Origin of the sequence: Paenibacillus sp. EZ-K15, from assembly GCF_002573715.1 — a bacterium.
Classification (GTDB): domain Bacteria; phylum Bacillota; class Bacilli; order Paenibacillales; family Paenibacillaceae; genus Paenibacillus_AQ.
Genome location: NZ_PDHM01000022.1, coordinates 50425 through 74509, shown reverse-complemented (window position 1 = coordinate 74509; position 24085 = coordinate 50425). Strand labels below are relative to the sequence as shown.

Genomic DNA, 24085 nt, shown 5'->3' with positions numbered 1-24085 from the left:
TACTGAAGGAGGACATGATCATGGCAATGACAACAAGAGCAGAAGTGTTAGCAAAATTAAAATCGGAAGTAGCAGCGGGTAAAGTATTATTGGGAGCGGGAGCAGGGACAGGTATCTCGGCCAAGAGCGCCGAAGCCGGTGGTGTGGACCTGATTATTATATACAATTCGGGGCGTTACCGGATGGCTGGACGCGGCTCGCTCGCCGGACTGATGGCTTACGGAGATGCGAACCAGATTGTGGTGGACATGGGAAACGAGGTGCTGCCGGTCGTGAAGCATACGCCAGTATTGGCGGGTGTTTGTGGCACGGATCCGTTCCGGATCATGGATATTTTTCTTAAGCAGCTTAAAGAGCAAGGCTTTGCCGGTGTGCAGAACTTTCCCACGGTTGGCTTGATTGACGGCGTATTCCGGGCGAATCTGGAAGAGACGGGCATGGGCTATGATCTGGAGGTTGAGATGATCAGGAAGGCGCATGAGCTGGATATGCTGACTACTCCGTATGTGTTTGATGTCGATCAAGCGAAGAAGATGGCTGAAGCCGGAGCCGATGTTCTGGTTGCCCATATGGGCCTTACCACGAAAGGAACCATAGGTGCGAAAACAGCATTGACACTCGACGATTGCGTTGAAAAGATTCAAGCGATCTGTGATGCCGGTAAAGCCATTAACCCGGACATTATGATTCTGTGCCATGGTGGCCCGATTGCAGAACCTGAGGATGCGGCGTATGTATTGTCCAGAACCAAGGGGGTCGAGGGATTCTTCGGAGCTTCCAGCATCGAGCGTTTTGCCACCGAGGTCGGAATTAAGCAGCAGACAGAGGCATTCAAGAATATCTCGAAATAAATAGGTACCCTGATACAGAACGATCGGAATCATATGGAATGAAAAGGACTCCCGGGAAGGGAGTCTTTTTTGGTGTACGGTGGCAAGGTAATCGACTGATAGGGCTAAACTCGCATGTGGTTCCGAAAACGAGGCGTAAACAACCCATTTAGCATCCGGCGACGTGACCTGCGGTTTCGCTTAATCATCATCCTTGTGCTTGCTTTTGGATGCAGCTATAGCAAAGGCAATAATAATTATTGGAATGAAGATAAACCAAGGGATCGTAATTGTTGTCCCCAATAACAGGGCAAGCAGCAGCAATACCACCATGCCAATGATCAAGTACAGGCAGCCTCTGCCGAACGTCTCCATCATCCATCAGCTCCTTTTGACAAGGATAACGTTATGGACAAGGTCTAAGTTTCACGAATCATGATAAAAAGGCAGAAGCCTTGCCCTTGCCATCACGCCCTTGCGGTCACGCTGACAATGAATGAAGGTTTCCACCCAACCTCAGTGTAAAGTATGAAAAGCATACCAGATCAAGTCTTCTTTTTATCGTTGTTCATCTTTTGCATTCATCTTGTAATCCTTCAGTGCGCTGAGATTAGCTCTGGAATTTCCAAGGGACGGTTTCTGATCGCCAGGCTGCTCCGGAAGACGGTGCAGCACTTCTCGGAGTAGGGTATTATTTTCCAACACGATTTCATGGATTTCACCGACCGTATAGAACAGCGCACCCGAGATAGCGCCGCTAATCAGCCAAATGATACCGGTTAACCAATTGCCTTCCATGATGATATAAACGACGACGCCTCCGATAAAACCGCCGATGAGCCATATAGCGCCCAGTGTCTTGAACAGTTTAGACATGCCAATACCTCCATAGGGATGATGCATGTAATCATACCAAAAAAATCAATAAATGGGTATTGTGTACACACTTACGCATCAGCCTTTTGCTACCGGGTTGCCTCCCTTTGAATAGGGAAAGCAATCATGATAGTATCAGGAAGGAACCAGTGGATGAAAGGGGCTTGAAGGAGTGGCTAATATTAAAGAGATTGCCAAGCTGGCAGGCGTTTCGGTGTCAACGGTATCCCGGGTGCTGAACAATCATCCCTATGTCAGAGAAGATAAGCGGACACGTGTGTTGGAGACCATGAAACAGCTGAAATACGCCCGGAATATGAATGCGGTCCATCTGATTACAGGGAAAACGATGAATATTGCCATCATGCTGCCGTTTATTAATCATGCCTACTTCTCCTTGCTGATGGAGGGAGCTGGACAAGAAGCGCTTGCCGCTAGCTATCGCCTGATCCTGTGCCAAACCGGGTATGCGCCGGATAAGGAAGTGGAAGTGCTGGAGATGCTGCGTAACCGCGAGATTGACGGCATCATTATTTTATCATCGGCCGTGACTCCGAAACAGATCGAAGCCTACTGCGCTTATGGACCGATCGTATGCTGTCAGGATGCGGGCGAACGATTATTTTCTTCTATATATATAAACCATGCAGAGGCATTTCGCAGTGCCATGCAATATTTGATAAAGCGGGGACATCGACGCATCGGCTTCACGGTGGGAAGACTGGACAGTCCGAGCACGAGAGCACGCCAAGTGGCGTATGAAGAAGTGCTTAAGGAGATCGGGGAGCCTTACCGCCAGGAATGGATATTGGATGGCTGTATCGATCTGGAAGACGGTGCGGCGATTATGGATCGGCTGTCCGCTATGGAGGAACGTCCAAGTAGCTTGCTGGTAACGGGTGACCATGTGGCCGCCGGTTTGATCTATGAAGCCGAGAAGAGAGGACTGTCCATTCCGCAAGAACTCGCTGTCATCGGATTCGACAACCAGCCGATCGGCAAAATGCTGGGTCTCACTACGATTGATAACCGACTGTTTGATATGGGCTCCGAGGCCTTCAAGATGCTGTATGCGCATATTCAAGGGGAGCAGGAAGAGCCGATTCGCAAGGAGCTTGCCTTCGAGCTGATCGAACGTTCATCGGTATAATGGCTGCATAGCCAAGTTCTAACAAACGGATTACAAAGTTCGACAATTATGATATTCTTATTTATGCAAGTTCCATGTTTCACAACGTTAACGTCTGCAGCTGTCTGCAGGCGTTCTATGCTGTATTTATAGAAGGAAAGGAGCATAACCAAGTGGATGCCCTTGAACAGTTTAAAAAAGCTTCCCGAATCAAAGTAATTCCTGTTATGCTGATTCCGGTTGCTTTGGGAGCACTCGGGGCTTATGTATGGACAGGTGAAGTTCATTTAGGCCTCTTTTTATTGACCTTGATCGGGAGCGGCGCTGCCCATCTGTTCTCCAATATGGTGAACGATTTGTGGGACTATAAGAACGGAACGGATACGGAAGCGCAGGAGCATGTGGATGCGATCTCCACGAACTCCGGATTTCTTACGAAGGGCGTCTGGTCGCTCCGTAAATTCGAAATCGTTACCTGGACGCTATTCGGGATTGCGGCGCTGAGCGGCATTATCCTCAGTTTGATCAGCGGCTGGTGGGCCTTCATCTTCGGCGGACTTGGCGGGCTGATCGCTTATTTCTATGTCGCACCGCCAATTCAATTCGGATATCGCGGCAAGGGTTTCAGCGAGATTGCGATTCTGCTATCCTTTGGTATTTTGCCGGTGATGGGCGCATACTACGTTCAAACCTCACATATGGATGTCCGGGCGCTGCTGCTGTCACTGCCCATCGGGCTGCTGACAACGTTGATTTTGTTCAATCATCACTTTTTGCATTGGCAGGCGGACCGTCAGGCCGGAAAGAAGACCCTGGTTGTGGTATGGGGTGAAAAAAGAGCGCTGAGCTTCTCGCGGGTCCTGCTGCTGCTGGCCTGCTTGTCTTTGATAGCCTGCGTGTTGGCCGGGGCGCTCCCGCCATACGCATTGATTGCACTGCTTACGATTATACCGTTGTATCTTGTCTATGGAAGACTGAAGGACAGCAACCGTTCCGAAGCCTATTTACCGCTGATGGGTGTGTCAACGATGACGACTATGCGCTGCGGCGGCGTGCTGATCCTGTCATTGCTCATCCAGGGAATCATTCAGACTTTGTAAGGAAGAAGGGGAATTAGATGGAACAACAACGCGTTTTTGGTGATTTTCACTCTATCCTGTCCGAGAGCGGGACTTGGAAGATCGGCGGTTTCCCACTGCCGGACGGTTCATTCTGGGAATATCGCGAGCCGAATGCGGTCGTCATCGTCCGCAACGGCATCCTGTACGTGCGGGCGCCGCTGAGCCGCCAGAATGATCAGATCCAAATTCTCGATAATGCCAAGCATATGTATTATTCCAATGAAGAGGTGGAAGTGCCGGAATCCGGCGAGGTCACGTTCGAGCTGCAAATTCGGGCACGCACCCAAGGCACGGTTCCCGGCGACTTGTATGACGGCTACGTATCTTTGAACCTGCTTGATTTCAGTACCGGCGCGGCTCTGGACTTTTTTGCTTCGAACGACAAGTACGCCAGCGTGTATGCCGTCCTGCCGTTCCCGGGCGTGCAGGTGCCTGAATCGGACAAGACCCGTTACTTCTGTATTTTCAAAGAGGAGGATACACACTTCACGCCGCGGGAATTCAACACATACAAAATCACGTATAACCGTGCCGAGGACGAAGCAATCTTCTACGTGAACGGCGAAGAGATCCGCCGGGAGAAGAACATCCCGATCAAGTTCAACAAATTCACCATCGCGCTTGGCATCATGACCGAAAAAGACCTTACGCCGCAGGGCAGCGTATCCGTGCATGGACAAACCGTTATTGCCGAGTACTCTCCCGTGACGGTTACGATAAAAGAGTAGTGCTTATATAGTAGAAAAAAGATTATGCTCATTTTTGTGGGCATGATCTTTTTTTGTGAGAGAAGGACGAGCTGCAACATTGCTCGTATAATGTTACGAGGCCGTATCGGGGAAGGCTGCAAGCCCCCGAAAGGCCAAGGAAGCTAGGCCGACAAGCCTGTGAGTCCAGAGGAGTCACAGCATGTCCGGCAATCCGGGTGTGGAAAAATCGGAGCCAGCCAAGAGTAGAGGATGTATCAATGGAGGAAAGCAAGCCGACAGGCTTGCTTGTTTAAGAGGGACTGCGCCAAGCACCAGCAACCCCTATAAGCTGCGCTGGCAAGCCTGTGAGTCCAGGGGATTCACAGCATGTTCAGCCATAAATCAGGCTAGCTGACCGTGTTGAACGGGTCAGCTTAGCCCCTCCCCCGCTCAGCCCCCAAAAGGCCATCCCTGATGAAAGGGATGGCTATCTTTTGGTGGGTGGAAAGATTGGAGGCCAGCCGAGAAAAGAGGATGTATCCGTGGAGGAGACCTGGCGTTCGCCTTTGAAACCGGGAAAATACCGAAAGAATATCATCCCGTTTTCCTGGTTTCAACAGCGACCGGAACGGATACATCCTCCTCAGAACAGGCCGACAATCTTGATTCACCAAAAGAAAAAACCATCCCATATGCCATGGGATGGTCTTATATTACTTCAGATCTTCAATCGAATTTGCCTCCACGTAAGACGGAACCACCAGGCCGGTTTTTACGCCTTCCATGTTAGCGCCAAGGTCTTCGACTTTGTCCTTGAACTTATCCCAGTAGTCGGCATGCGTCAATGGAAGCCATGCCGCTACGGTTGCATCCACGTCGCCGTTGGCAACGCCGGTCCACATTGGGCCTGCTTCTACTTGAAGCGCGTCAACTTTGTATCCGAGCTTCTCTTCCATGATCACTTTCAGCAGGTTGGTGCTGGCAATCTCGGAATCCCAAGCGACATAACTGAATTTGAAGCTTTTGCCGTCAACCGGCTGAACGCCTTCAAGCCAGGCATCCACTTTCTCTGCGTTGCTGTCTGCCCATTCTTTAGCGGCAGCCTCAGGGTCTTGGCCTTCTTGGATTGCTGTCATAATCTGACCCATATCGTCGGATGTCCATTTGAAATTGCTCAGGAACTTGTAAGCTTCCGGATGATCTTCTTTCAGTCCAAGACGGACAACGGTGTGGATCTCTTCCGCTTCACCGAATACTTTCTTCGGATCTTCCAGATACTTCAGGTCATACTTGGCAAACATCCAGTGCGGAGTCCAGCCGGTAATAATGATCGGATCCTCGTTCTTGATGGCTTTGTTGAGGGTTGCCGTCATGGCAGCACCGGAGCCTTCGATCAGTTTCCAGTCGGTCAATCCATATTCATCAATCGCTGCCGCCGCAGCTTTCATAATACCTGCACCTGGATCAATACCGATGATTTCATGTTTCACTTGTTCGCCGAGGGAAGCGGTAGCACCGCCGTCAGTCCCCTTGTCCGTCGTACCATCCGTGCCGCCTTTTCCGCCCTGTCCGCAAGCAGACAGAACCAGAATAGCAGCCAAGCTGAGCAGCAACCAAAACTTTTGTTTCTTCAAATTAAGCACCCCTTTTTTTCGTTTTAAATATATTTTGTGTAAAGCGGTCGAGGACAATCGCCAAAATGACGACAGCCAAGCCAGCTTCAAACCCTTTACCAATTTGCAGCTGGGTTACGGCCCGGTAGACCTCGGCACCGATACCTTGGGCACCGATCATCGAAGCGATGACGACCATTGACAAGGACAGCATGATGGTCTGGTTAATGCCGGCCATCAAGGTTGGCATCGCCAGCGGAAGCTGAACCTTGAACAATTTCTGTCCGGAAGTCGAGCCGAATGCATCCGCAGCTTCCGTCAGTTCACTTGATACTTGCATAATGCCAAGACGGGTCAAGCGAATCGTTGGCGGAATGGCGAAGATAACCGAAGCGATAACCCCTGGAACTACGCCCAAGCTGAAGAATGTGACGGCAGGGAGCAAGTACACAAACGCCGGCATGGTCTGCATAAAGTCCAGAACCGGTATGATCACGCGGGATGCCGACTTGCTGTAGGCCGCCCATATCCCTAGCGGAACACCCAGTATAACGGAGATCAAGGCTGCCGTGATAACCAGACTGAGCGTGCTCATGGTCTGTGACCAATAGCCCAAGTTATCGATGAGCAGAAAACCGATGGCTGTAAACAAAGTCAACGGCAGACGGCCTAATAGGTAGGCAATGACAGCCAGGATGACAATGAACAGATACGGATGAGGAAGCAAGAACAAATCCGTAAACAGCTGCACGACGTTTTCGATGATGAAGGAGATGGCGTCAAAGAAACCGGAGAAGACGTCTCCCATCCATTCGACCAATGAATCAACCCAGCTAGCGAGAGGAATCTTAGGCATCTTGCGTCACCTCCTCGCTCTTGCTTTCTCCGGCCAGGGCACCAAGAACAGCACCGCGGACGATAACGCCCATCAACCTGCCGGTCTCATCCACAACGGCCAATGGCACTTTAGCCATACTCGTAATTTCAAACAATTCATTCAGCAATGTATCAGGTCCAACACTCGGACCGTCTGTGATGAGAATATCCGCAAGCTTGCGGTTATTCTTCATGGCATCGGATGCATCTTCGGCCGTAATGACGCCAAGCAGCTTCTTGGAACGATCGATGACGAACAGGTTCGAGATCCCCCGTTCACGCATAAGCTCAAGCGCAACGCGAGGTCCACGATCCATCGTAATAGTCTCCGGACGGCGCATAACCCGTGAAGCGGTAAGTACTTTGGACAGATCCACATCTTCCACGAACCGTTCAACATAATCGTTGGCAGGTTGGGTCAAAATTTCTTCCGGCGTACCGATCTGTACAATCGAACCGTCCTTCATCAAGGCAATGCGGTCACCGATCCGAAGAGCTTCGTCCAGATCATGGGTGATGAACACGATCGTTTTTTTCATTTTGTCCTGGAGCTCGATCAATTCGTCCTGCATGTCTCGGCGAATGAGTGGATCCAGTGCGCTGAAAGCCTCATCCATCAACAGAATCTCCGGATCATTGGCGAGTGCACGGGCAAGCCCGACACGCTGCTGCATGCCGCCGCTAAGCTGATCGGGCATTTTTTCCTCCCAGCCTTTCAAGCCTACAAGCTCAAGCGACTTCATGGCCGCTTCGTGCCGCTTGCTTTTGTCTATCTTTTGAATTTCCAATCCGTATTCCACATTCTCTACAACCGAACGATGAGGGAACAAGGCGAATTTCTGGAACACCATGCTGATTTTTTTGCGTCGTACTTCCCGCAGCTGTTCCTTGTTCATTTTTCGGAGATCCTTGCCGTGAATCAATATTTCGCCCGATGTTGGTTCAATCAACCGATTTAGCAAACGGACCAATGTAGATTTACCGCTGCCTGACAACCCCATGATGACAAAAATCTCGCCTTCATGAATATCGAAGCTGACACGGTTAACGCCAACCGTTATATTTTTTTCTTTCGCAATTCGCGCTTTACTCCAGCCTTGCTCCAGCAATTGAATCCCTTGTTCCGGATTCGCGCCGAACAATTTGCTGACTTTGTTAACTTGCAGAATAGCCAAAAGTACTCCTCCTTTTTATTGTATAGAGACGCGTCCACTTGACCGAGTCTTCTTATTCCTGTCGTCTCGTAAACCCATGTCACCCATTGTAACAACCGATACGTAAAGTATCAAACGTTATATCCGTACGTAAAGTACGTACAGTAAAAACTGTACAAAGTTATCCTTTGAAATGCTCCCATATGCTCCGATATCCTCTAGAGCGATCTTCTTTACTTTTAAAATAGCTTTCCCTACAATAGATCAGAGAATGTGTGTGGATCGGGGCTTGTTTAAATTTCATGGAGATCGTTCACACTACACTTCGAGTCCACCTAGTTTTGTTATATTGACATGACTTCTTGGATGGTTACAGATAGAGGAGGCTGCAAGCATGGGCTTGTACCATTTAGATGATGAACGGCAGGCAGCCGTGCATAAGATTCGTAAGCGTGTCATTGAAAATATTGGACGGAATATGGATTTGTACGGCATTCCACTCTCAACGGGACATTTATACGGATTGCTTTATTTTGCGGATAAACCGATGAACCTCGATGAAATGGGACAGGAAATGAAGATGAGCAAGACCAGCATGAGTACAGGCGTGCGGACGTTGCTCGATTATAAAATGGTAAACAAGGTGTGGGAGAAGGGTTCCCGCAAGGATTTGTATGAAGTGGAGTATGACTGGTACCAGAGCTTCGTGGATTTCTTTGATATTAAATGGAGAAAATCGGTGGAGAGCAACATTCTGGTCCTGCGCAAAGCGCTGGACGAAACGGAGAAGCTCCGTAAAGCACATGAAGATGACGAAGAACTGACAGCGGTGCTGCAAGAGGATCAGGCAAAGATGCGTGAGGCCGTTGCTTATTATAAATGGCTGGAACGCTTGATTGATACTTTTGTGGATGGCGAGATCTTTAATTATGTGCCTAAAGAGCCGCCACAGGACAAATCCTGATATTGAAAATGGGGAATTTCCCCAGTATAATGTTGAGTAAGGCAATGCTTACCTAAGAGGTACAACCTGATTTTATCGGGTTGTGCCTTTTTTTGTTATCTGGCATCGCCTAAGAGTGAATATCCGAATGCAAGTGCATAGGGTGCAAAAATAGTCAGGAGGGGTTAAAATGGTCAGTATGTCCTCAAGAATGGTAGAAATTGCAGATTTTCCATCGGTTAACTTAAGCAATACCCGAAGTTTGTATGTATACCTTCCACCCAGTTATCATGAGAATACGGAGAAGCATTATGCCGTACTCTATATGCATGACGGGCAGCATGTATTTTCAGCGGATGAGCGAGGCGGCTCGTGGGATATGCATGTCACCGCAGATCGGCTGGTGTCCGAAGGACGGATGCAGGAGATTATCATCGTTGGCATCGCAACGGTTCCTCATCAAAGACTGAATGAATATTTCCATGACAATCCAAGGATGCATCAGGTGTTCGATCCCCCGTTTGCCGGCGAACGGTATGAGTTATTTATTATTGAAGAAGTTTTACCATATATCAATCAGAACTTTCGCACGTTGAAGGGTCCGGAGCACACGGCCATGATGGGTTCGTCTGCGGGCGGGATCGTCACCTACAATATCGGCTTTAGAAGGCCGGATGTGTTCGGAAGTTTAGCGGTCATGTCGCCTTATTTCGTCAAAGCCTATTTTGATGCTCAAGGAGAGCTTAAGGAATATCCTTTTTATGAAAGATACGGTACGCATCCGAATCTTAAGGTATGGCTTGATATGGGCGGCGCGGAAGGGGTCTTCATGGAAAAATACGCACGGGAGGAAGCAGCACGCTTGATCCAAGACGGCTTTGTGCCGGGAGAAGATCTCATGCTGTTCCTTGATCCGGGAGCGGCTCACAGTCAAAGCGACTGGGCAGGCAGAGCGCAAGCGCCGCTGCTGTATTTTTTCGGCGACATTGGAGAACCAACCTCGATTAAGCTGCATGGTGATGGCATCGTAGGGGTAAACGGCCCCGTCAAACAACTGAATCCGGTCATTACATACGACAGCGGATTTGTCCAAACGTTGATGAACGGAACCTATCATGTTGAGGAGCCGGAATGGCTCAGAATGCTGCCGGACGGAACGATGAAACCTAAAATTCCTGGCAGCACCCGGGTTACGCTGCAAATGGGAGGCTTGAGCGCAGATAAAGAGATTACGATCGTGGAAGAGCTGCCTGAGCTTGTGAAAATCGCGATTCAGGTGAAGGTACCGCCTTCCACACCGGTTTCCCCCACAATCTATGCCGGATTTGAGATTCCATACTGCGGAGATGGCCTATATAGGGGAAGTGCGATGGTACCTCATGGTTTGTCTTTTACGTTCAAGGTATCAAGAGGGTTTGGACTGCACGAAAAGATCGGGGATCCTGAAGTTAAACGGCGTTCCTTTACAGCATCGTCCGAGATGGAGCTGTTGTATGAGGTTGAGGACTGGGATACTTGAATTACTAAATTGCATTGAATTGTAATTGGAGGATGAATAGGCATGACCATCAGATCAGCAAAACCACAAGATGCAGCTGCAGCGATAAGACTGTTGTACGATGCACTGCACGACGTAGCACATCAATTAACAGGGGAAGACAGCGAAGAGAAAGTGCTTGAAGTGCTGGAGCAATATTTCCGGGCGGACGAGGGCAGGCTCAGTTACCGACAGGCTGCCGTGAAAGAGATCGACGGCGAGGTGGCTGGCATTATCGTTGCTTACGGCGGTGATCAAGCGGCCGAATTGGATCGTCCGATTCTGGATCGTTTGCGGAAGCTCAAGAATGACCCTTCCCTAGCGCTGGATAAAGAAGCGGACGAGGATGAGTACTATATCGATACGTTATCGGTTTCTCCGCAGTTTGGAGGTAAGGGGATTGGTTCGGTCCTTATACATCACGCGGAGAATCGGGCAAAGGAGCTGATGTATCGTAAAATTGCTCTTGCCGTGGTGACGGACAATCATCGCGCTCATTCTTTGTACGACAGAAGAGGTTATCAAACAGATAAGGACATCATGATTAACGGGCATGTTTATTATCATATGGTCAAACCCGTTTAGAAAAAAATAAATCATTTATAAACCGCCTATTTACAAATGGTAATAGGTGGTTTATTATTGTGTCATACCGATCTAAAAAATTAGAATGATAAATTAAATTGGAATGAACAAAAATAACCGTATGAATTACATAATTAGAATGACTATTTTAATTTAGAATGGAGTGTTTGCGTCATGGATCAAGATCATAATCGGAGTATCGAAATATCGGTGGAACAAGCGAAGCTGCTCGGCAGCGCTCAGCGGGTGAAGATTCTCGGAACCATGCTGGATACGGCCAAAACTGCCAAACAAGTAGCAGATGAATTGGGAGATTCGCCGGGAAGCATTCACTATCATATTCAGAAGTTATATGATGGCGGATTAATAGATTTGGTGGAGACCCGGACCGTCGGCGGCATCGTAGAGAAATATTATAAATCTAAAGCGAAGTGGTTTAATACCAAGGGAACCCAGATGGTAGACCCGGTTCTTGCCGAAGATTATGCAGCGGCCAGCCGCACAAGAATAAGCCTGAGAATGCAGCTGAATGCCGAGCAATACCAACAAATGACGCAGGAATTCAGAGAACTGCTCGAAAAATGGGTGACCAAGACCCTCGCGACAAAAGGGGACGACAGCAAGGAATATGCGGTAGGGATCAACGTGGTTTCGACGGAAACGTCCGAATAGGAAGGGGCTTCTTCAGCCTCTTCTCTCCAAAACTACTAAACTTTAAATCAAGGAGTGTTTCTTTCGTGGAAATATTAAAGAATCGCAATTTCCTGCTGTTGTTCGTTGGCCGAATCCTTACGAATATCGGCGACAGTCTGTACGCGGTAGCGGCCATGTGGCTGGTGTATGATCTGGGGGGCTCGACGCTGTATACGGGACTTGCCGGATTCCTCTCGATTCTCCCCCGAATCATTCAACTGTTATCCGGTCCGATGATTGACCGCGTTCCTTTACGGGGGCTTCTGGTATACACCCAGTTATTTCAGGCGGTTCTACTGTTGATCGTTCCGCTTGCATTTTATTTCGACTTTCTGACAGTAGGCGTTGTGCTGGCGATTACACCGGTTCTATCTACGCTGAATATGTGGGTATATCCTGCCCAAATGTCGGCCCTTCCTAAAATTCTCGATAAGAAGCAGCTGACGCAAGGCAACTCGCTGTTCTCCTTAGCCTATCAAGGCATCGATGTCGCTTGCAACGCAATATCCGGCGTATTGATTATTGTGCTGGGCGCAGTATCCCTTTACTTATGGAATTCGATCGGATTTTTCATCGGAGCCCTGTTATTCTCGCAACTCAAAATCAAAAAGTCTATCAACACTTCTGATAACAACGTAAATAAAACACCGGCGAAAAACACCGTAACTTCAAAATCTATGCAAAATGCCCTTAAAAATTATTGGGCGGACATGAAAGAGGGGCTTCGCTACATCCTGGCAACCCCGCTCGCACGGGTACAGATGGGGATTATCATCATTAATGCCGCAGGCGGCGCTACCTTTACGGTTATGCCTGCCTTTGCGGACAGCCTCGGCGGAGCGGGTGTATACGGAGTTCTGCTCATGGCCCAGGCTTGCGGAAGTTTGTTGGGCGCGATTCTGGCTCCGTATTTGAAGCTGGAGCGCCTACCCCTTGGATATCTTTTTGCCGGAGCGTTTTGTTTATCGGGCGCTGCCTGGTGTCTCAGCGTATTCACCCCATGGACATGGCTTGTCGTTCTGGTGTACGGTTTGGCATGGTTTCCCGGAGGCATTACGAACGTTATCATCAATTCGGTCATTCAGAAGGCGATACCCGAGAAAAGATTGGGCACGGTGTTTGCGGCAGCTAGCGGACTCAGCGGAATTGCCATGCCGCTTGGCAGCCTAATTGGAGGTGCTCTTGGCGTTGTTGCAGCAAGCTCATCCGTTATCGCAGGATGCGGAATCGCCGTATTCTGCGTAGGGATCTTCTGGATTTTTGACTCGACCACCCGCAGTCTTCCATCACCTGACCATGTGGATGAGGAATGGTTTGCGCCTTATACGAATGCAACTCCTGAGAAGTCCATTTCTATTCATACAGCCCCTTAGAGGTGGCTAACGTCGATTAGCTTCCATGCTTATACAGAGGGCTGAAGAAGATCGCCCGTACTGGAAATTTCTCAAATATAGAGCCGAGGATGAATCAGCGATCGACGGATTCATCACGGCTCTTTTTCCACTTAATCGAAGTGTAAACGCCTGCCGCATCCCACCGCAGCGGTGCTTGTCAGGCTAGTCTGCATAATGTGACCAAGTCCCTCATAGACATGTATCAATCAAGTCAAAACAAGTGTTGAAGGGGATGATGACATGCGCCGGATTTCATGGGTGCTGCTCGCGGTAGTATTATGCTTAACAACAATACTGGCGGGATGCGGGAAGAAAAATGCAGACAGCGTTGTGAAGGATCTGGGCAAGGTGGCTGATAAGCTGGAAAGTGCCAAGGGCGCTTACCAGGGAGCGGGCGTTATGACCATACATACCGGTTCGGCGCCGCAGGAGTATCAGGTTGAGGTATGGTACCAGTCTCCATCTTACTACCGGATCAGCTTAACCAATGGGCAAAAGGATATTACGCAAATCGTGCTTCGCAACGATGACGGCGTGTTCGTTCTGACGCCTAGCTTGAACAAGAGCTTCCGCTTCAAGAGCGACTGGCCGGATAATCAGGGACAGGTATACCTGTACCAAACGCTGCTTAGCAGCATTTTGAGCGACAATACCCGTCAGTTTGCTGAGGATAAGGATAGTTACGTGTTTGATGTGGCTGCCAATTACCACAGCCATTCGTTGATTCGTCAGAAGATTTGGCTCGCTAAGGACAACTACACGCCGAAACAGGTACAAGTGTCGGATTCCGAAGCGAATGTGGTTGTTGAGGTGAAATTCAACACCTTTACCTTCGATACGAACCTGACAAAGGATTCGTTTGATACCAACAAGAACCTAAGTGCGATGAACGATGCGAAGGGGACCATGGCCGAAGTGGACGAGAACGGGGTACCGGTGGCTTCCGGTACGGAAGGTAACGGCACTCAGGGAACCGAAGGCTTGACGGAAGCGGCTGCCGGTCGCGATATGGGATCTTTCGGCATCATCTATCCGGAATATGTGCCGGCAGGGGTCACGAACAAAGACACGATGGAAGTTCCGGAGAACAAGGATCATGCGGTTATTCTGAAGTATGACGGTGTGTACCAATATACGATTATGGAATCCAGACCGGTGGATCGTGCGGTCTCCCTCGTACCGGGCGAGGCGGTGTATATCGATTTCACAACGGTAGGCCTGCTCACTGGCGATCAGCAACGAACGCTGACCTGGAATTCGGAAGGCGTGGAATACCGAATTACGAGCGCCAATCTGCCTGTCGAAGAAATGAAGAAAGTCGCTGCTTCCATGCAGGGAGAATCGGGTAAATAATACGAAGTAGGCGGATACCGAGCATTGAAGGAGGGCAAAATTCCGACAATGAGGCCATTCGCCTCTTTTCCAAATAAAGGCACTCCATCCGTGGGCTGATCGCTATTTCTTGCAGATATTCCGATGTTTCACCAAGTTTCGCCACCCGGGGGGAACCACGAGCCTCATAAATAAGCAATTTGCCTCAATTGACAGTTGCCCCCCGGAACATTACCATTAATCTATTGCAAAGCATAATGCTTTTTTCAAAATGGTAAGAAGGTGACTGGAATTGCAAGCGATATATCGACCTACCCTGGCGGAGATCAACCTGGACCATCTGCGCGCCAACTATAACGCTTTTCGTGAGGCGCTGCCAAGCCACATGAAATTGCTTGCTTGTGTGAAGGCTAACGCCTATGGTCACGGAGCTGTAGAAGTGGCACGCGAACTTCAGCAATTGGGGGCGGCTTACTTAAGTGTAGCTTTCCTGGATGAAGCGCTCGAGCTTCGGCAAGGAGGCATCTCTAGCCCAATCCTGGTGCTCGGTTATACACCACCGGAGGCTGTAGAGATCGCTTATGAGCATGATGTAACCATAACCCTGTTCAGTTCGGAAGTGCTCCAAGCGATAAAGGCACTGCCGGTCCAGCCGGAGAAGCCACTCAAGGTACACATCAAGATTGACAGCGGAATGGGTCGTTTGGGCCTGCTTCCAGGCGAAGATGCAATTTCTTTTATAGAAGAAGTATTTTCGCTGCCGCAGGTTGTTGTCGAAGGAATGTTTACCCATTTTGCAAGAGCGGATGAAGAGAACAAAGACTATACGTTGGGACAGTACCGCCGTTTTCAGGGCGTAGCGGACGCTCTTCGGGATAAGGACTACCATATCCCCATCATACATACGGGTAACAGTGCTGCTGCGATTGATACACCCGAATTATCCTATAATATGGTTCGTGTCGGCATCGGCTTGTACGGACTGTATCCTTCGGATGAGGTGAATCGAAAGACAGTGAGCCTCCGCCCTGTCATGACGTTAAAGACAAAGCTTGTCTACGTCAAAAATGTACCTCCGCATTCCGGCATCAGCTACGGGACGAAGTATGTAACGGAGGAGGAAGAACAAATTGGAACCCTTCCCATCGGTTACGCCGATGGCTTCTCTCGTATGCTGAGCGGTAAAGTGGAAGTACTGATACGCGGCCGCCGCGTCCCTGTAGTCGGAACTATCTGTATGGACCAATGTATGGTATCGCTCAAACCTTTCGCCGATGAGGCGGAACAAATTAAAGCTGGTGAAGAGGTTGTACTCATCGGTCAGCAGTCTGGCGAATGCATTACGGCAGATGAACTGGCGTCCAAGCTGGGGACGATCCACTACGAGGTCGTCTGCATGATTGCCCACCGGGTACCACGTCAGTATATACGTGATGATATACCCGTGAAGACCGTAAACGCACTCTGGAGCAACCTTTAACAAGTCATGTCACCCTAAGTAATTTATTCAGGAAAGAAGGAATAAGTACAGACCTTCCCGAATTAGGAATATGTCGTTTAAGTCTGTACGAAAGTGTCGATTGTAGTTTATAATGATATGCAGCATACTTGATATACCTTCGGCATATATATTCTTTTGTATAATTTTCCTTGAATAATGTAATACTGGTGCACAGGCGAGAAGGTTGTGGGGGTGTAATAGAGGGTGGCCAATATGCAGAACACCAAACGAATCATGATCAGTTTACCGGATCATCTTTTGCAGGAAGTGGACGGGATCGCTCAGCTGGAAAATTCCAACCGCAGTGAGCTTATTAGGCAAGCCATGAAGTTGTACCTGAATGAACGGAAGAAACGTTACATTCGTGAATCCATGCAGCGGGGTTATATGGAAATGGCCAAAATTAACCTGACCATGGCTTCTGAGGCGTTTCACGCGGAGGAAGATGCAGACAACACTCTAGACCGCTTAGTAAGCGGGGTGTAGACAGTGATCGTTAAACGGGGCGACGTATTTTTTGCGGATTTATCACCTGTTGTCGGTTCTGAGCAGGGCGGCGTAAGGCCGGTCCTTGTCATTCAGAACGATATCGGCAACCGGTTTAGTCCGACTGTGATTGTTGCAGCCATTACGGCACAGATTCAAAAAGCCAAGCTGCCGACTCACGTCGAAATCGACGCGGCGTCGCATGGATTTGACCGGGATTCCGTCATTTTGCTAGAGCAGATCCGGACGATTGATAAGCAGCGGCTAACTGACAAAATCACCCATCTTGATGATGAAATGATGAGTAAGGTGGATGATTCCCTGCAAATAAGTCTGGGCTTGATTGATTTTTGATTCCATTCAAGCATTGCGTTTTCCACATAGAATGTTATGACTAAAAACCCTCAAGGAGTAACTCCTTGAGGGTTTTTATATGGATGGTATGTTTGAAGGCTCGGCAATTGCTGCATGGGACTGGAGATTGGTGGATTACATGTTTGTAGGTATGAGGATGTAGGCCGTAGTGACCGCCGCTGCGATAAACAAAAGGCAGACAACGGACCAGGCAATCGCATGTTTGTCATTCATTTAAGGTGACCCCCTGATTGTAATGAGGTGTGGATATCCGGCAGCAGCATGTTCGTACAATAAGAATATAAATTAAATCTTAAAATTAGATGAAATTGACATTAAAAGTAGCTTAAAGCCTTATGAAGTGAGCGATGTAGTGGAAATGAGCGCTTAAGTTTGGGATAATAGCAAATATAGTTTCATTGAAGAAAGAGGGATATCATTGTCTGAATTAGAAGCTGTTGTGGAAGTAAATGAGGAACAGATTCGCAAGGAAGAATCGAAACGGATCGTGAAGCAGATCGCGAAGGAGCTTCAATTGTCCGAAAAACAGGTGCGCACGACCGTTGAACTTCTGGATGAGGGCAATACCATACCGTTTATTGCGCGTTACCGTAAGGAAATGACAGGCGAACTGGATGAGAACCAATTACGTGATATTGAAGAGCGGACAGGTTATTTGCGCAATTTGGAGGTCCGTAAGCGGGAAGTCATTCGCATCATAGAGGAGCAAGGCAAGCTAACGGAAGATCTGAAGGCGTCGATTACGGCAGCCGTTAAGCTGCAGGAGGTAGAAGATCTCTACCGTCCGTATAAGCAGAAACGTAAAACCCGGGCCAGCGTCGCCAAGGAAAAAGGACTTGAGCCGCTGTCGGAATGGATATGGTCGCAGCCGAAGCAGGCTGATGTGATGGTTGAGGCAGCCAAGTATGTTGATGAGGAGAAGGGTGTGGCTTCGGCAGAAGAGGCTGTGCAAGGCGCGATGGATATATTGGCCGAAAACATTGCCGATGACGCAACCGTTCGTTCCTGGGTACGCAGATACAGCCTGGACCACGGCTTATTGACCTCAGAGGCGAAGGATACCGAAGTGGAATCCGTATACGAGAACTATTACAATTATCGGGAATTGGCGAAGAAAATGCCGCCGCACCGGATTTTGGCCATTAACCGGGGAGAGCGCGAGAATATTCTGAAGGTGGGGCTTGATGTTCCTTCCGATTCCATTCACGCGTATATCGGCAAGCAGGTGCTTAAAGGTCCATCTGCCGTCTCGGATATTCTTACGGCGGTGATCGAGGATTCATACAAGCGTCTTATTGCCCCATCGATTGAACGGGAAGTGCGGGGTGAACTGACGGAAAAAGGGGAGAACCAGGCAATCTCCATCTTTGCGGGGAACCTGCGCAGCCTGCTGCTGCAGCCGCCGGTGAAAGGTCGCTGTGTGCTGGGCGTTGACCCGGCTTACCGTACCGGTTGTAAGCTTGCGGTGGTCGATGATACAGGCAAGCTGCTTGAGGTAGCTGTAACCTATCCGACGCCGCCGGCCAACAAGAAGCAGGAGGCGGCCGCGAAGATTAAAGAGCTGATTGCAAAATACGGCATCAAGCTTATTGTCATTGGAAACGGTACGGCATCCCGTGAAACGGAGCAATTCGTAGCCGAAGAAGTCATTGCGGAACTTGCTGACCCTGAGCTGGCTTACCTCATCGTTAATGAAGCGGGAGCAAGCGTGTACTCGGCCTCGAAGCTGGCTCAGGAAGAGTTCCCTGATCTGGATGTTGCCGAGCGCAGCGCGGCCTCGATCGCACGCCGTGTGCAGGATCCGCTGGCCGAGCTGGTGAAGATCGATCCGAAATCGATCGGTGTAGGCCAATATCAGCATGACGTCACCCAGAAGCATCTGGAGGAGAGCCTGAAAGCCGTCGTAGAGTCTGCGGTTAACCATGTCGGGGTGGATGTGAATACGGCATCGCCGTCACTACTCTCCTATGTGGCTGGCATCAATGCCACCATTGCCAAAAATATCGTGAAATATCGGGAAGAGAACGGGAAGTTTGTCAGCCGGAAGCAGCTGCAGAAGGTTCCGCGTCTCGGTGCCAAGACCTATGAACAGTGCGTGGGCTTTATGCGGATATCGGAAGGCGAGAACATACTGGATCGCACCCCGATTCACCCGGAATCCTATGCGGTGGTTGACCGTTTGTTCCAGGAGCTTCAGGTAAGTCTGGACAAGCTCGGCAGCAAGGAGCTCGCTGAACTGCTGGATGCCCAGCAGCCGGAGAACCTTGCCGTGAAGCTGGAGGTTGGTGTACCGACCCTGCGCGATATTCTGGACAGCTTGCAGCGTCCGGGACGCGATCCGCGGGAGGAGCTGCCGCTGCCGATTTTCCGCCAGGACGTGCTGAAGATCGAGGATCTTATGCCGGGAATGGAGCTGCAGGGAACGGTACGCAATGTCATCGATTTTGGCGCCTTTGTGGATATCGGCATCAAGAGCGACGGCCTGGTGCATATTTCCCAGCTGAGCGATGGATTTGTCAAACACCCGATGGATGTTGTCTCTGTGGGGGATAACGTTACCGTGTGGGTGCTGAATGTAGATTTGAAAAAAGGCCGCGTCGGATTGACGATGCGCAAGCCGAAAGATCAGTGATAGGTACTGCAGCGTAATAGAAGAGCCGTATCTCCTTTGGGGAGAAACGGCTCTTTTTTGCATAACTGCCCTGTACTAATAGCTAATGGGGATATGTCCTGGCGATGGGTTTAGCGATGGTTCAGCTTTAGCAGCAGGACGTTTTTATCGTAACTTTCCAGACACCAGTGATATTTTGTTAGAATTTTGGGTTCGACTGTGGGAGCAGATACATCGAATTCATGAAAACCAAACTTCTTATAGAAATGCTGCAGCTCTTCAAACGGAATGCAGTATACCGTATCTAGGCCCAATCTTTTTGATTCCTCTACAAGAAACGTGACGATTTCGTGTGCCAGGGACTGTCCTCTAAACTTGTCCAGAATATAAACACCGCCGAGCTCCGCCTCGTGGTCATTAAGTTTAACCAATCGGCCGATCCCTGCGTAGTCGTCTTGCGACATTACGATGGCAATAATTTCATTGTCCAGTGAACTTGGCTGAAAGCCGATGTGTTCGTATTGTTGATTGACCCAAGGCAATTCTGCTTGAGTTACCCTTTTGATGCTCATGACTACTCACCTCAGTTAGTTCGAAATGTATATTGTGTTAGACAGCGCCCAGCATAAACACCCGGCTTAACTCTCGCTGCCCGAAGATTGCTGCTTTTTCTTCGCCCGAAACCGTCTGACCTTCATCAGATTGCCGCACATTTTATCATCGCAATATCGTTTGGAACGGTTTCGCGTGTCGTCGTAATATACCCAGAGGCAATCGGGATTCGTGCAGATGCGAAACCGGGATAACTCGCCTTGCTCGATGGTTTGCGCCAAGGATCCGGCAATCTCGGCAGCCACTGCTTGCAAGCCAGGATTTTGCAGGGTATAAGCCAGTACAAATTTTTGATCCTCATCTATCTTGAGCTGGCGAATAACGGGTCCGGCAGCCATCCAGCGGTTTAATTCCTCTATCTCCATGGGGGAAGGCGACTCTCCCTCGACGATGTGTTGAACACACGTTAACAGGAAGGAACGAAGCTGCCGGAGAAGTCCCAGTTCATCCGAAGTCAGCGGAACGGAGATTGGGAGATTGTACTCGTTTATAAAATCGGTGAGCCAATCCTCACGGGCAAGCCGATCCTCAGATCGGCCGCTGCCTCTCCAGTCATGCCATTCGCTATTTATAAAATCATCCCATAACATGAAACTCATCCTTTCTCATCTCATTATTGTAACAAGTAAATCTTAATGTTGCTAGTTACTTGTAATGGGGTCTGAAGTGTGTTAATTTTTATGTAACGTTCTATTTTATTTATGATGGTTACAATTATGAAGCGGAGGCGATGGTTATGAACATGAAGGAAGTGCTGCTCCAAAACTGGGATTATGCGATGGGGCAAGAGGATTGGTATCCGCCGATTCTTCCTGCCCTGAAGGAAGTTACGGTCGAGCAGGCATTGTGGAAACCGGAAGGGCAGGCGGCGAATTCTATTTGGGAGAACGTGCAGCATTTGCTGTATTACAAACAGCGTTTGCTCGGAAGATTGGAAGGGACACCGCTCCATAATGAAGGGATTGGTAACGACGAGACGTTTCTCATTCACGAAACAAGTGAGGACGCATGGAATACGGCTCGGGAGCAGCTTCAGGAAGTTCATGCAGCGTTAAGACAGAAGATTGAGGAGATGTCGGAGGCGGAGATCATCGAATCACCGCAGCGAATACTTAGCTTAATCATGCATGATGCGTATCATACGGGACAAATTGTTTTTCTCCGGAAGCTTCAGGGCTCCTGGCCAGCTAAACGCAGCGAATTATAAGTGCAAGATTCGACCATTCAGCCATCATAATAAAATGCAAAAATAAGCCGGACAGAGTGTCCGGCTTATTGTCATACATATGGATCGGTTGCAGTGCCCTAACGTGCATTCGAGTTTTCTTCGCCCGGGGCATTCCGGTAAAAGTACCAGCATTCGTTCAGCAGCTTGATCTGACGTCTGTCCTTTTTGCGAAAGGCGCGTGTCAATTGATTGCAGAGCCATTGCGGCAAGGGTATCTCCTCCTCTTGCTAATTCCATCTGTATGGATAGCATATGGGGAAAAAGCCCAAAGCGTGCAGGTCTACCTCGATTATTGCGCTTCTTCCTCGTACCATTGCTCAAGCTGCGCTTGGAGAGCCCGAATTTCGGTAAGCAGCGAGATGAGCGGATATTCCGTTTCCTTAAGGGAAGCAAAGGCCAACTCAAGCTCATTTATGTATTCCAGACCACCTTGAATGCTCAGCGATTCCTGCAGCAGATCCAGATTGTCGCATTCGGCTACAGCAAGAGGCAGCTGAGGTTTGCCTGCGGCGGTGAGTTTATCGATTTCCTTATTGAGGCGTAAATTTAAAGCACTGAGCTGGTAAGCATAGTCACTGGGCATTTCGACAAATAACAGCTCGTCCTGTCCTTTTAAAATAACGTAGCGCATGTTTGGCATGATTGCAGGTTCTCCCTCCATACTTTCTACTTGACAGTGTAGCCCAGAGAGAAGTTAAAATTCAAGTAGCATTTATAAGCCAAAAGGAAGGATAGACATGGTGACGATGAACGAGATGAGCAATGAAGAACTGCAGGCATGGGTTGAGAAAATCTCGCTGGAGAGCTTCCGGGTTCCGTTCAGGCACAAGGCGACGTTTAACCGGCGATTGTCCTCAACAGGCGGCCGCTATTTCATGAAAAGCCATCATATCGAGATCAATCCGCATCAGCTGGCTACGCACGGCAGGGAAGAGGTGGAGAAAATCATTAAGCATGAGCTGTGCCATTATCATCTGCATATTGCGGGCCGGGGATATCGGCATCGGGACGCTGATTTCAAAAGCCTGCTGCAAGCCGTTGGAGGAAGCCGTTTCTGCAAATCCCTGCCGAAGGGCAAGGCTGCGGGCCGTCGTCAACCGGAACCTTATCGATATAAACTTCGCTGCAGTGCCTGCGGGACTGAATACCTCCGTAAACGGAAGATGAATCCGGCTCGTTATCGGTGCGGAAAGTGCGCCGGACGCCTTACGCTTCTGAAGCTTGACTCCCCTATGAAGTCATGATAAATTATTAATATCCAACTTAATGTTCCCTGATAGCTCAGTTGGTAGAGCACTCGACTGTTAATCGAGTTGTCACAGGTTCGAGTCCTGTTCGGGGAGCCATATGGAGAGATACCCAAGTGGCTATAAGGGGACCCTCTGCTAAGGGGTTAGACTGCGTAAGCGGTGCGAGGGTTCGAATCCCTCTCTCTCCGTTGAGCGTTACATCGAAGAAAGCTCCCATCACCAAGTGATCGGGGGCTTTTTTTTGCATAGGGAAGAGAACCCTAGATAGGGTTCGTCGGAGCATAAGCGGCGTTAGGCATACATCGCAGTCTCGACCGAAGGGAGAGTATCCTTCTCTCTTTCGTTGAGCGTGAACGGGGGGAATAGAGCTCAATGAAACAGATTATTGCAATGGGTGGCGGCGGTTTTTCGATGGAACCGGATAATTTGCTGCTTGATCGCTATGTTTTGGCACAAGTATCGAAAGAATTGCCTGAAGTGTGTTTTGTTCCGACGGCAAGCGGGGATGCGGATGGTTATGTTGAACGTTTCTATCATGCTTTCCGGACACTGCCGTGTACTCCCAGTCATCTGTCGCTGTTCCAGCCGAACTTTGCCGATCTTCGGTCTTTTGTACTCGAGAAGGATATCATTTATGTTGGCGGGGGCAATACCCGGAATATGCTGGTCTTGTGGAAGGAATGGGGCCTGGATCAGATACTCAAAGAGGCGTATGAACAGGGCGTCATCTTAACCGGGTTAAGCGCTGGTTCCATTTGCTGGTTTGAGCAAGGGGTGACGGACCCGTTGAACGCGCCTTTGTACAAGCTTGAGGGCTTGGGTATATTACAAGGCAGTCATTGCCCGCATTATGATGGAGAGAGCAACAGAAGACCTGCCTATCATAAACTTGTGCTTCAAGGTGAAGCACAAGCGGGATATGCTGCTGATGATGGGGCCGCATTACATTTTAAAAATGGGCAGTTACATAGGATCGTAAGCTCAAGGAAAAATGCACATGCATACCATGTGGAACTCGAAGGAAATCGCGTTCAAGAAGAGAAGTTAACGCCGGATTTTTTAGGCTGATTTATAAGCCGAAAAAGCTCCGAAAATAAATATTAAAATTCACGAAAAAAAAGCTTGCCAGCATTTTCGAAATTATGCTATACTCAATCTTGTCGTCACGGCGACGTGGTTAAAGTGGCCCGTTGGTCAAGGGGTTAAGACACCTCCCTTTCACGGAGGTAACAGGGGTTCGAATCCCCTAC

At 49.2% G+C, this 24085-nt stretch carries 26 protein-coding genes and 2 tRNA genes; 19 read left to right on the top strand and 9 right to left on the bottom strand.

Annotation, left to right across the window (positions count from 1 at the left end):
* Positions 1-20 precede the first annotated feature (20 nt).
* A complete protein-coding gene (locus tag CRG97_RS27035) occupies positions 21-851 on the top strand; it encodes a phosphoenolpyruvate hydrolase family protein (protein WP_098748738.1) in 831 nt (276 codons plus the stop codon).
* 180 nt (positions 852-1031) lie between these two features.
* On the opposite strand, the gene CRG97_RS33390 is transcribed toward CRG97_RS27035, so the two are convergent.
* Positions 1032-1208: a hypothetical protein gene (locus CRG97_RS33390; protein ID WP_179090683.1), complete on the bottom strand. Its 177-nt coding sequence runs from the start codon at positions 1206-1208 to the stop codon at positions 1032-1034.
* A 180-nt stretch (positions 1209-1388) separates the two neighbouring features.
* Complete coding sequence (locus CRG97_RS27030; protein WP_098748737.1) at positions 1389-1706, bottom strand: hypothetical protein; 318 nt, start codon at positions 1704-1706, stop codon at positions 1389-1391.
* 172 nt (positions 1707-1878) lie between these two features.
* Between CRG97_RS27030 and CRG97_RS27025 the strand changes: the two genes are divergently transcribed.
* The 3 genes from CRG97_RS27025 (at position 1879) to CRG97_RS27015 (ending at position 4684) form a co-directional block, all read left to right on the top strand.
* Positions 1879-2856 carry a LacI family DNA-binding transcriptional regulator gene (locus CRG97_RS27025; RefSeq protein WP_076324687.1) on the top strand — a complete coding sequence of 326 codons (978 nt, stop codon included), beginning with the start codon at positions 1879-1881 and terminating at the stop codon, positions 2854-2856.
* A gap of 152 nt (positions 2857-3008) precedes the next feature.
* Positions 3009-3935, top strand: a complete 927-nt coding sequence (locus tag CRG97_RS27020; protein WP_098748736.1) for a prenyltransferase — start codon at positions 3009-3011, stop codon at positions 3933-3935.
* 17 nt (positions 3936-3952) lie between these two features.
* Complete coding sequence (locus CRG97_RS27015; protein ID WP_098748735.1) at positions 3953-4684, top strand: DUF6081 family protein; 732 nt, start codon at positions 3953-3955, stop codon at positions 4682-4684.
* 674 nt (positions 4685-5358) lie between these two features.
* Here the strand turns inward: CRG97_RS27015 and CRG97_RS27010 are convergent.
* The 3 genes from CRG97_RS27010 to CRG97_RS27000 are packed head-to-tail and all read right to left on the bottom strand — an operon-like array spanning position 5359 to position 8309.
* On the bottom strand, positions 5359-6279 hold the full coding sequence (locus CRG97_RS27010) for a glycine betaine ABC transporter substrate-binding protein (protein ID WP_098748734.1): 921 nt from the start codon (positions 6277-6279) through the stop codon (positions 5359-5361).
* 1 nt (position 6280) lies between these two features.
* Entirely contained in the window at positions 6281-7114 is an 834-nt protein-coding gene (locus CRG97_RS27005) for an ABC transporter permease (RefSeq protein ID WP_098748733.1), read from the bottom strand.
* A complete protein-coding gene (locus CRG97_RS27000; RefSeq protein ID WP_098748732.1) occupies positions 7107-8309 on the bottom strand; it encodes a quaternary amine ABC transporter ATP-binding protein in 1203 nt (400 codons plus the stop codon). The genes CRG97_RS27005 and CRG97_RS27000 overlap by 8 nt, the downstream gene beginning before the upstream one ends.
* Positions 8310-8682: 373 nt before the next feature.
* Between CRG97_RS27000 and CRG97_RS26995 the strand changes: the two genes are divergently transcribed.
* The 10 genes from CRG97_RS26995 (at position 8683) to CRG97_RS26950 (ending at position 19766) form a co-directional block, all read left to right on the top strand.
* A complete protein-coding gene (locus CRG97_RS26995; RefSeq protein ID WP_098748731.1) occupies positions 8683-9252 on the top strand; it encodes a GbsR/MarR family transcriptional regulator in 570 nt (189 codons plus the stop codon).
* Positions 9253-9421: 169 nt separating this feature from the next.
* Positions 9422-10750: an alpha/beta hydrolase gene (locus tag CRG97_RS26990; protein ID WP_098748730.1), complete on the top strand. Its 1329-nt coding sequence runs from the start codon at positions 9422-9424 to the stop codon at positions 10748-10750.
* Between the two features lie 42 nt (positions 10751-10792).
* Positions 10793-11353 (top strand): GNAT family N-acetyltransferase, encoded by a 561-nt coding sequence (locus CRG97_RS26985; protein WP_098748729.1) that lies wholly within the window; start codon positions 10793-10795, stop codon positions 11351-11353.
* Between the two features lie 174 nt (positions 11354-11527).
* Entirely contained in the window at positions 11528-12025 is a 498-nt protein-coding gene (locus CRG97_RS26980; RefSeq protein ID WP_098748728.1) for a winged helix-turn-helix domain-containing protein, read from the top strand.
* 65 nt (positions 12026-12090) lie between these two features.
* Complete coding sequence (locus CRG97_RS26975) at positions 12091-13419, top strand: MFS transporter (RefSeq protein ID WP_098748727.1); 1329 nt, start codon at positions 12091-12093, stop codon at positions 13417-13419.
* A gap of 261 nt (positions 13420-13680) precedes the next feature.
* The gene (locus CRG97_RS26970) at positions 13681-14793 is read left to right on the top strand and encodes an outer membrane lipoprotein-sorting protein (protein ID WP_098748726.1); all 1113 of its coding nucleotides are present in this window, start codon (positions 13681-13683) and stop codon (positions 14791-14793) included.
* A gap of 271 nt (positions 14794-15064) precedes the next feature.
* Positions 15065-16252: an alanine racemase gene (alr, locus tag CRG97_RS26965; RefSeq protein ID WP_098748725.1), complete on the top strand. Its 1188-nt coding sequence runs from the start codon at positions 15065-15067 to the stop codon at positions 16250-16252.
* A gap of 225 nt (positions 16253-16477) precedes the next feature.
* The gene (locus CRG97_RS26960) at positions 16478-16759 is read left to right on the top strand and encodes a CopG family ribbon-helix-helix protein (RefSeq protein WP_028406492.1); all 282 of its coding nucleotides are present in this window, start codon (positions 16478-16480) and stop codon (positions 16757-16759) included.
* A 3-nt stretch (positions 16760-16762) separates the two neighbouring features.
* A complete protein-coding gene (locus CRG97_RS26955; RefSeq protein ID WP_006212388.1) occupies positions 16763-17113 on the top strand; it encodes a type II toxin-antitoxin system PemK/MazF family toxin in 351 nt (116 codons plus the stop codon).
* A 439-nt stretch (positions 17114-17552) separates the two neighbouring features.
* Positions 17553-19766: a Tex family protein gene (locus tag CRG97_RS26950; RefSeq protein WP_098748724.1), complete on the top strand. Its 2214-nt coding sequence runs from the start codon at positions 17553-17555 to the stop codon at positions 19764-19766.
* A gap of 110 nt (positions 19767-19876) precedes the next feature.
* Here the strand turns inward: CRG97_RS26950 and CRG97_RS26945 are convergent, their stop codons facing one another.
* Positions 19877-20317, bottom strand: a complete 441-nt coding sequence (locus CRG97_RS26945; RefSeq protein WP_098748723.1) for a GNAT family N-acetyltransferase — start codon at positions 20315-20317, stop codon at positions 19877-19879.
* 66 nt (positions 20318-20383) lie between these two features.
* Complete coding sequence (locus tag CRG97_RS26940; protein ID WP_098748722.1) at positions 20384-20947, bottom strand: CGNR zinc finger domain-containing protein; 564 nt, start codon at positions 20945-20947, stop codon at positions 20384-20386.
* A gap of 146 nt (positions 20948-21093) precedes the next feature.
* On the opposite strand from CRG97_RS26940, the gene CRG97_RS26935 reads away from it, so the two are divergent.
* Positions 21094-21564 (top strand): DinB family protein, encoded by a 471-nt coding sequence (locus CRG97_RS26935; RefSeq protein WP_098748721.1) that lies wholly within the window; start codon positions 21094-21096, stop codon positions 21562-21564.
* 98 nt (positions 21565-21662) lie between these two features.
* Here CRG97_RS26935 and cmpA read toward each other — a convergent pair whose 3' ends face one another.
* Together cmpA and CRG97_RS26925 are read right to left on the bottom strand one after the other, a co-directional pair.
* Positions 21663-21794 (bottom strand): cortex morphogenetic protein CmpA, encoded by a 132-nt coding sequence (gene cmpA / locus CRG97_RS26930; protein ID WP_098748720.1) that lies wholly within the window; start codon positions 21792-21794, stop codon positions 21663-21665.
* 80 nt (positions 21795-21874) lie between these two features.
* Complete coding sequence (locus CRG97_RS26925; protein ID WP_098748719.1) at positions 21875-22225, bottom strand: hydrolase/acyltransferase; 351 nt, start codon at positions 22223-22225, stop codon at positions 21875-21877.
* Positions 22226-22322: 97 nt separating this feature from the next.
* Here CRG97_RS26925 and CRG97_RS26920 point away from each other — a divergent pair, with 97 nt between their 5' ends.
* The 4 genes from CRG97_RS26920 to CRG97_RS26905 all read left to right on the top strand — a co-directional run bounded on the left by CRG97_RS26920 (position 22323) and on the right by CRG97_RS26905 (position 23903).
* Complete coding sequence (locus CRG97_RS26920) at positions 22323-22829, top strand: SprT family protein (protein ID WP_237566592.1); 507 nt, start codon at positions 22323-22325, stop codon at positions 22827-22829.
* A gap of 26 nt (positions 22830-22855) precedes the next feature.
* Positions 22856-22931 (top strand) — tRNA-Asn (locus CRG97_RS26915).
* 3 nt (positions 22932-22934) lie between these two features.
* Positions 22935-23023, top strand: a tRNA-Ser gene (locus CRG97_RS26910).
* A 184-nt stretch (positions 23024-23207) separates the two neighbouring features.
* Positions 23208-23903 carry a Type 1 glutamine amidotransferase-like domain-containing protein gene (locus tag CRG97_RS26905; protein ID WP_098748718.1) on the top strand — a complete coding sequence of 232 codons (696 nt, stop codon included), beginning with the start codon at positions 23208-23210 and terminating at the stop codon, positions 23901-23903.
* Positions 23904-24085 lie beyond the last annotated feature (182 nt).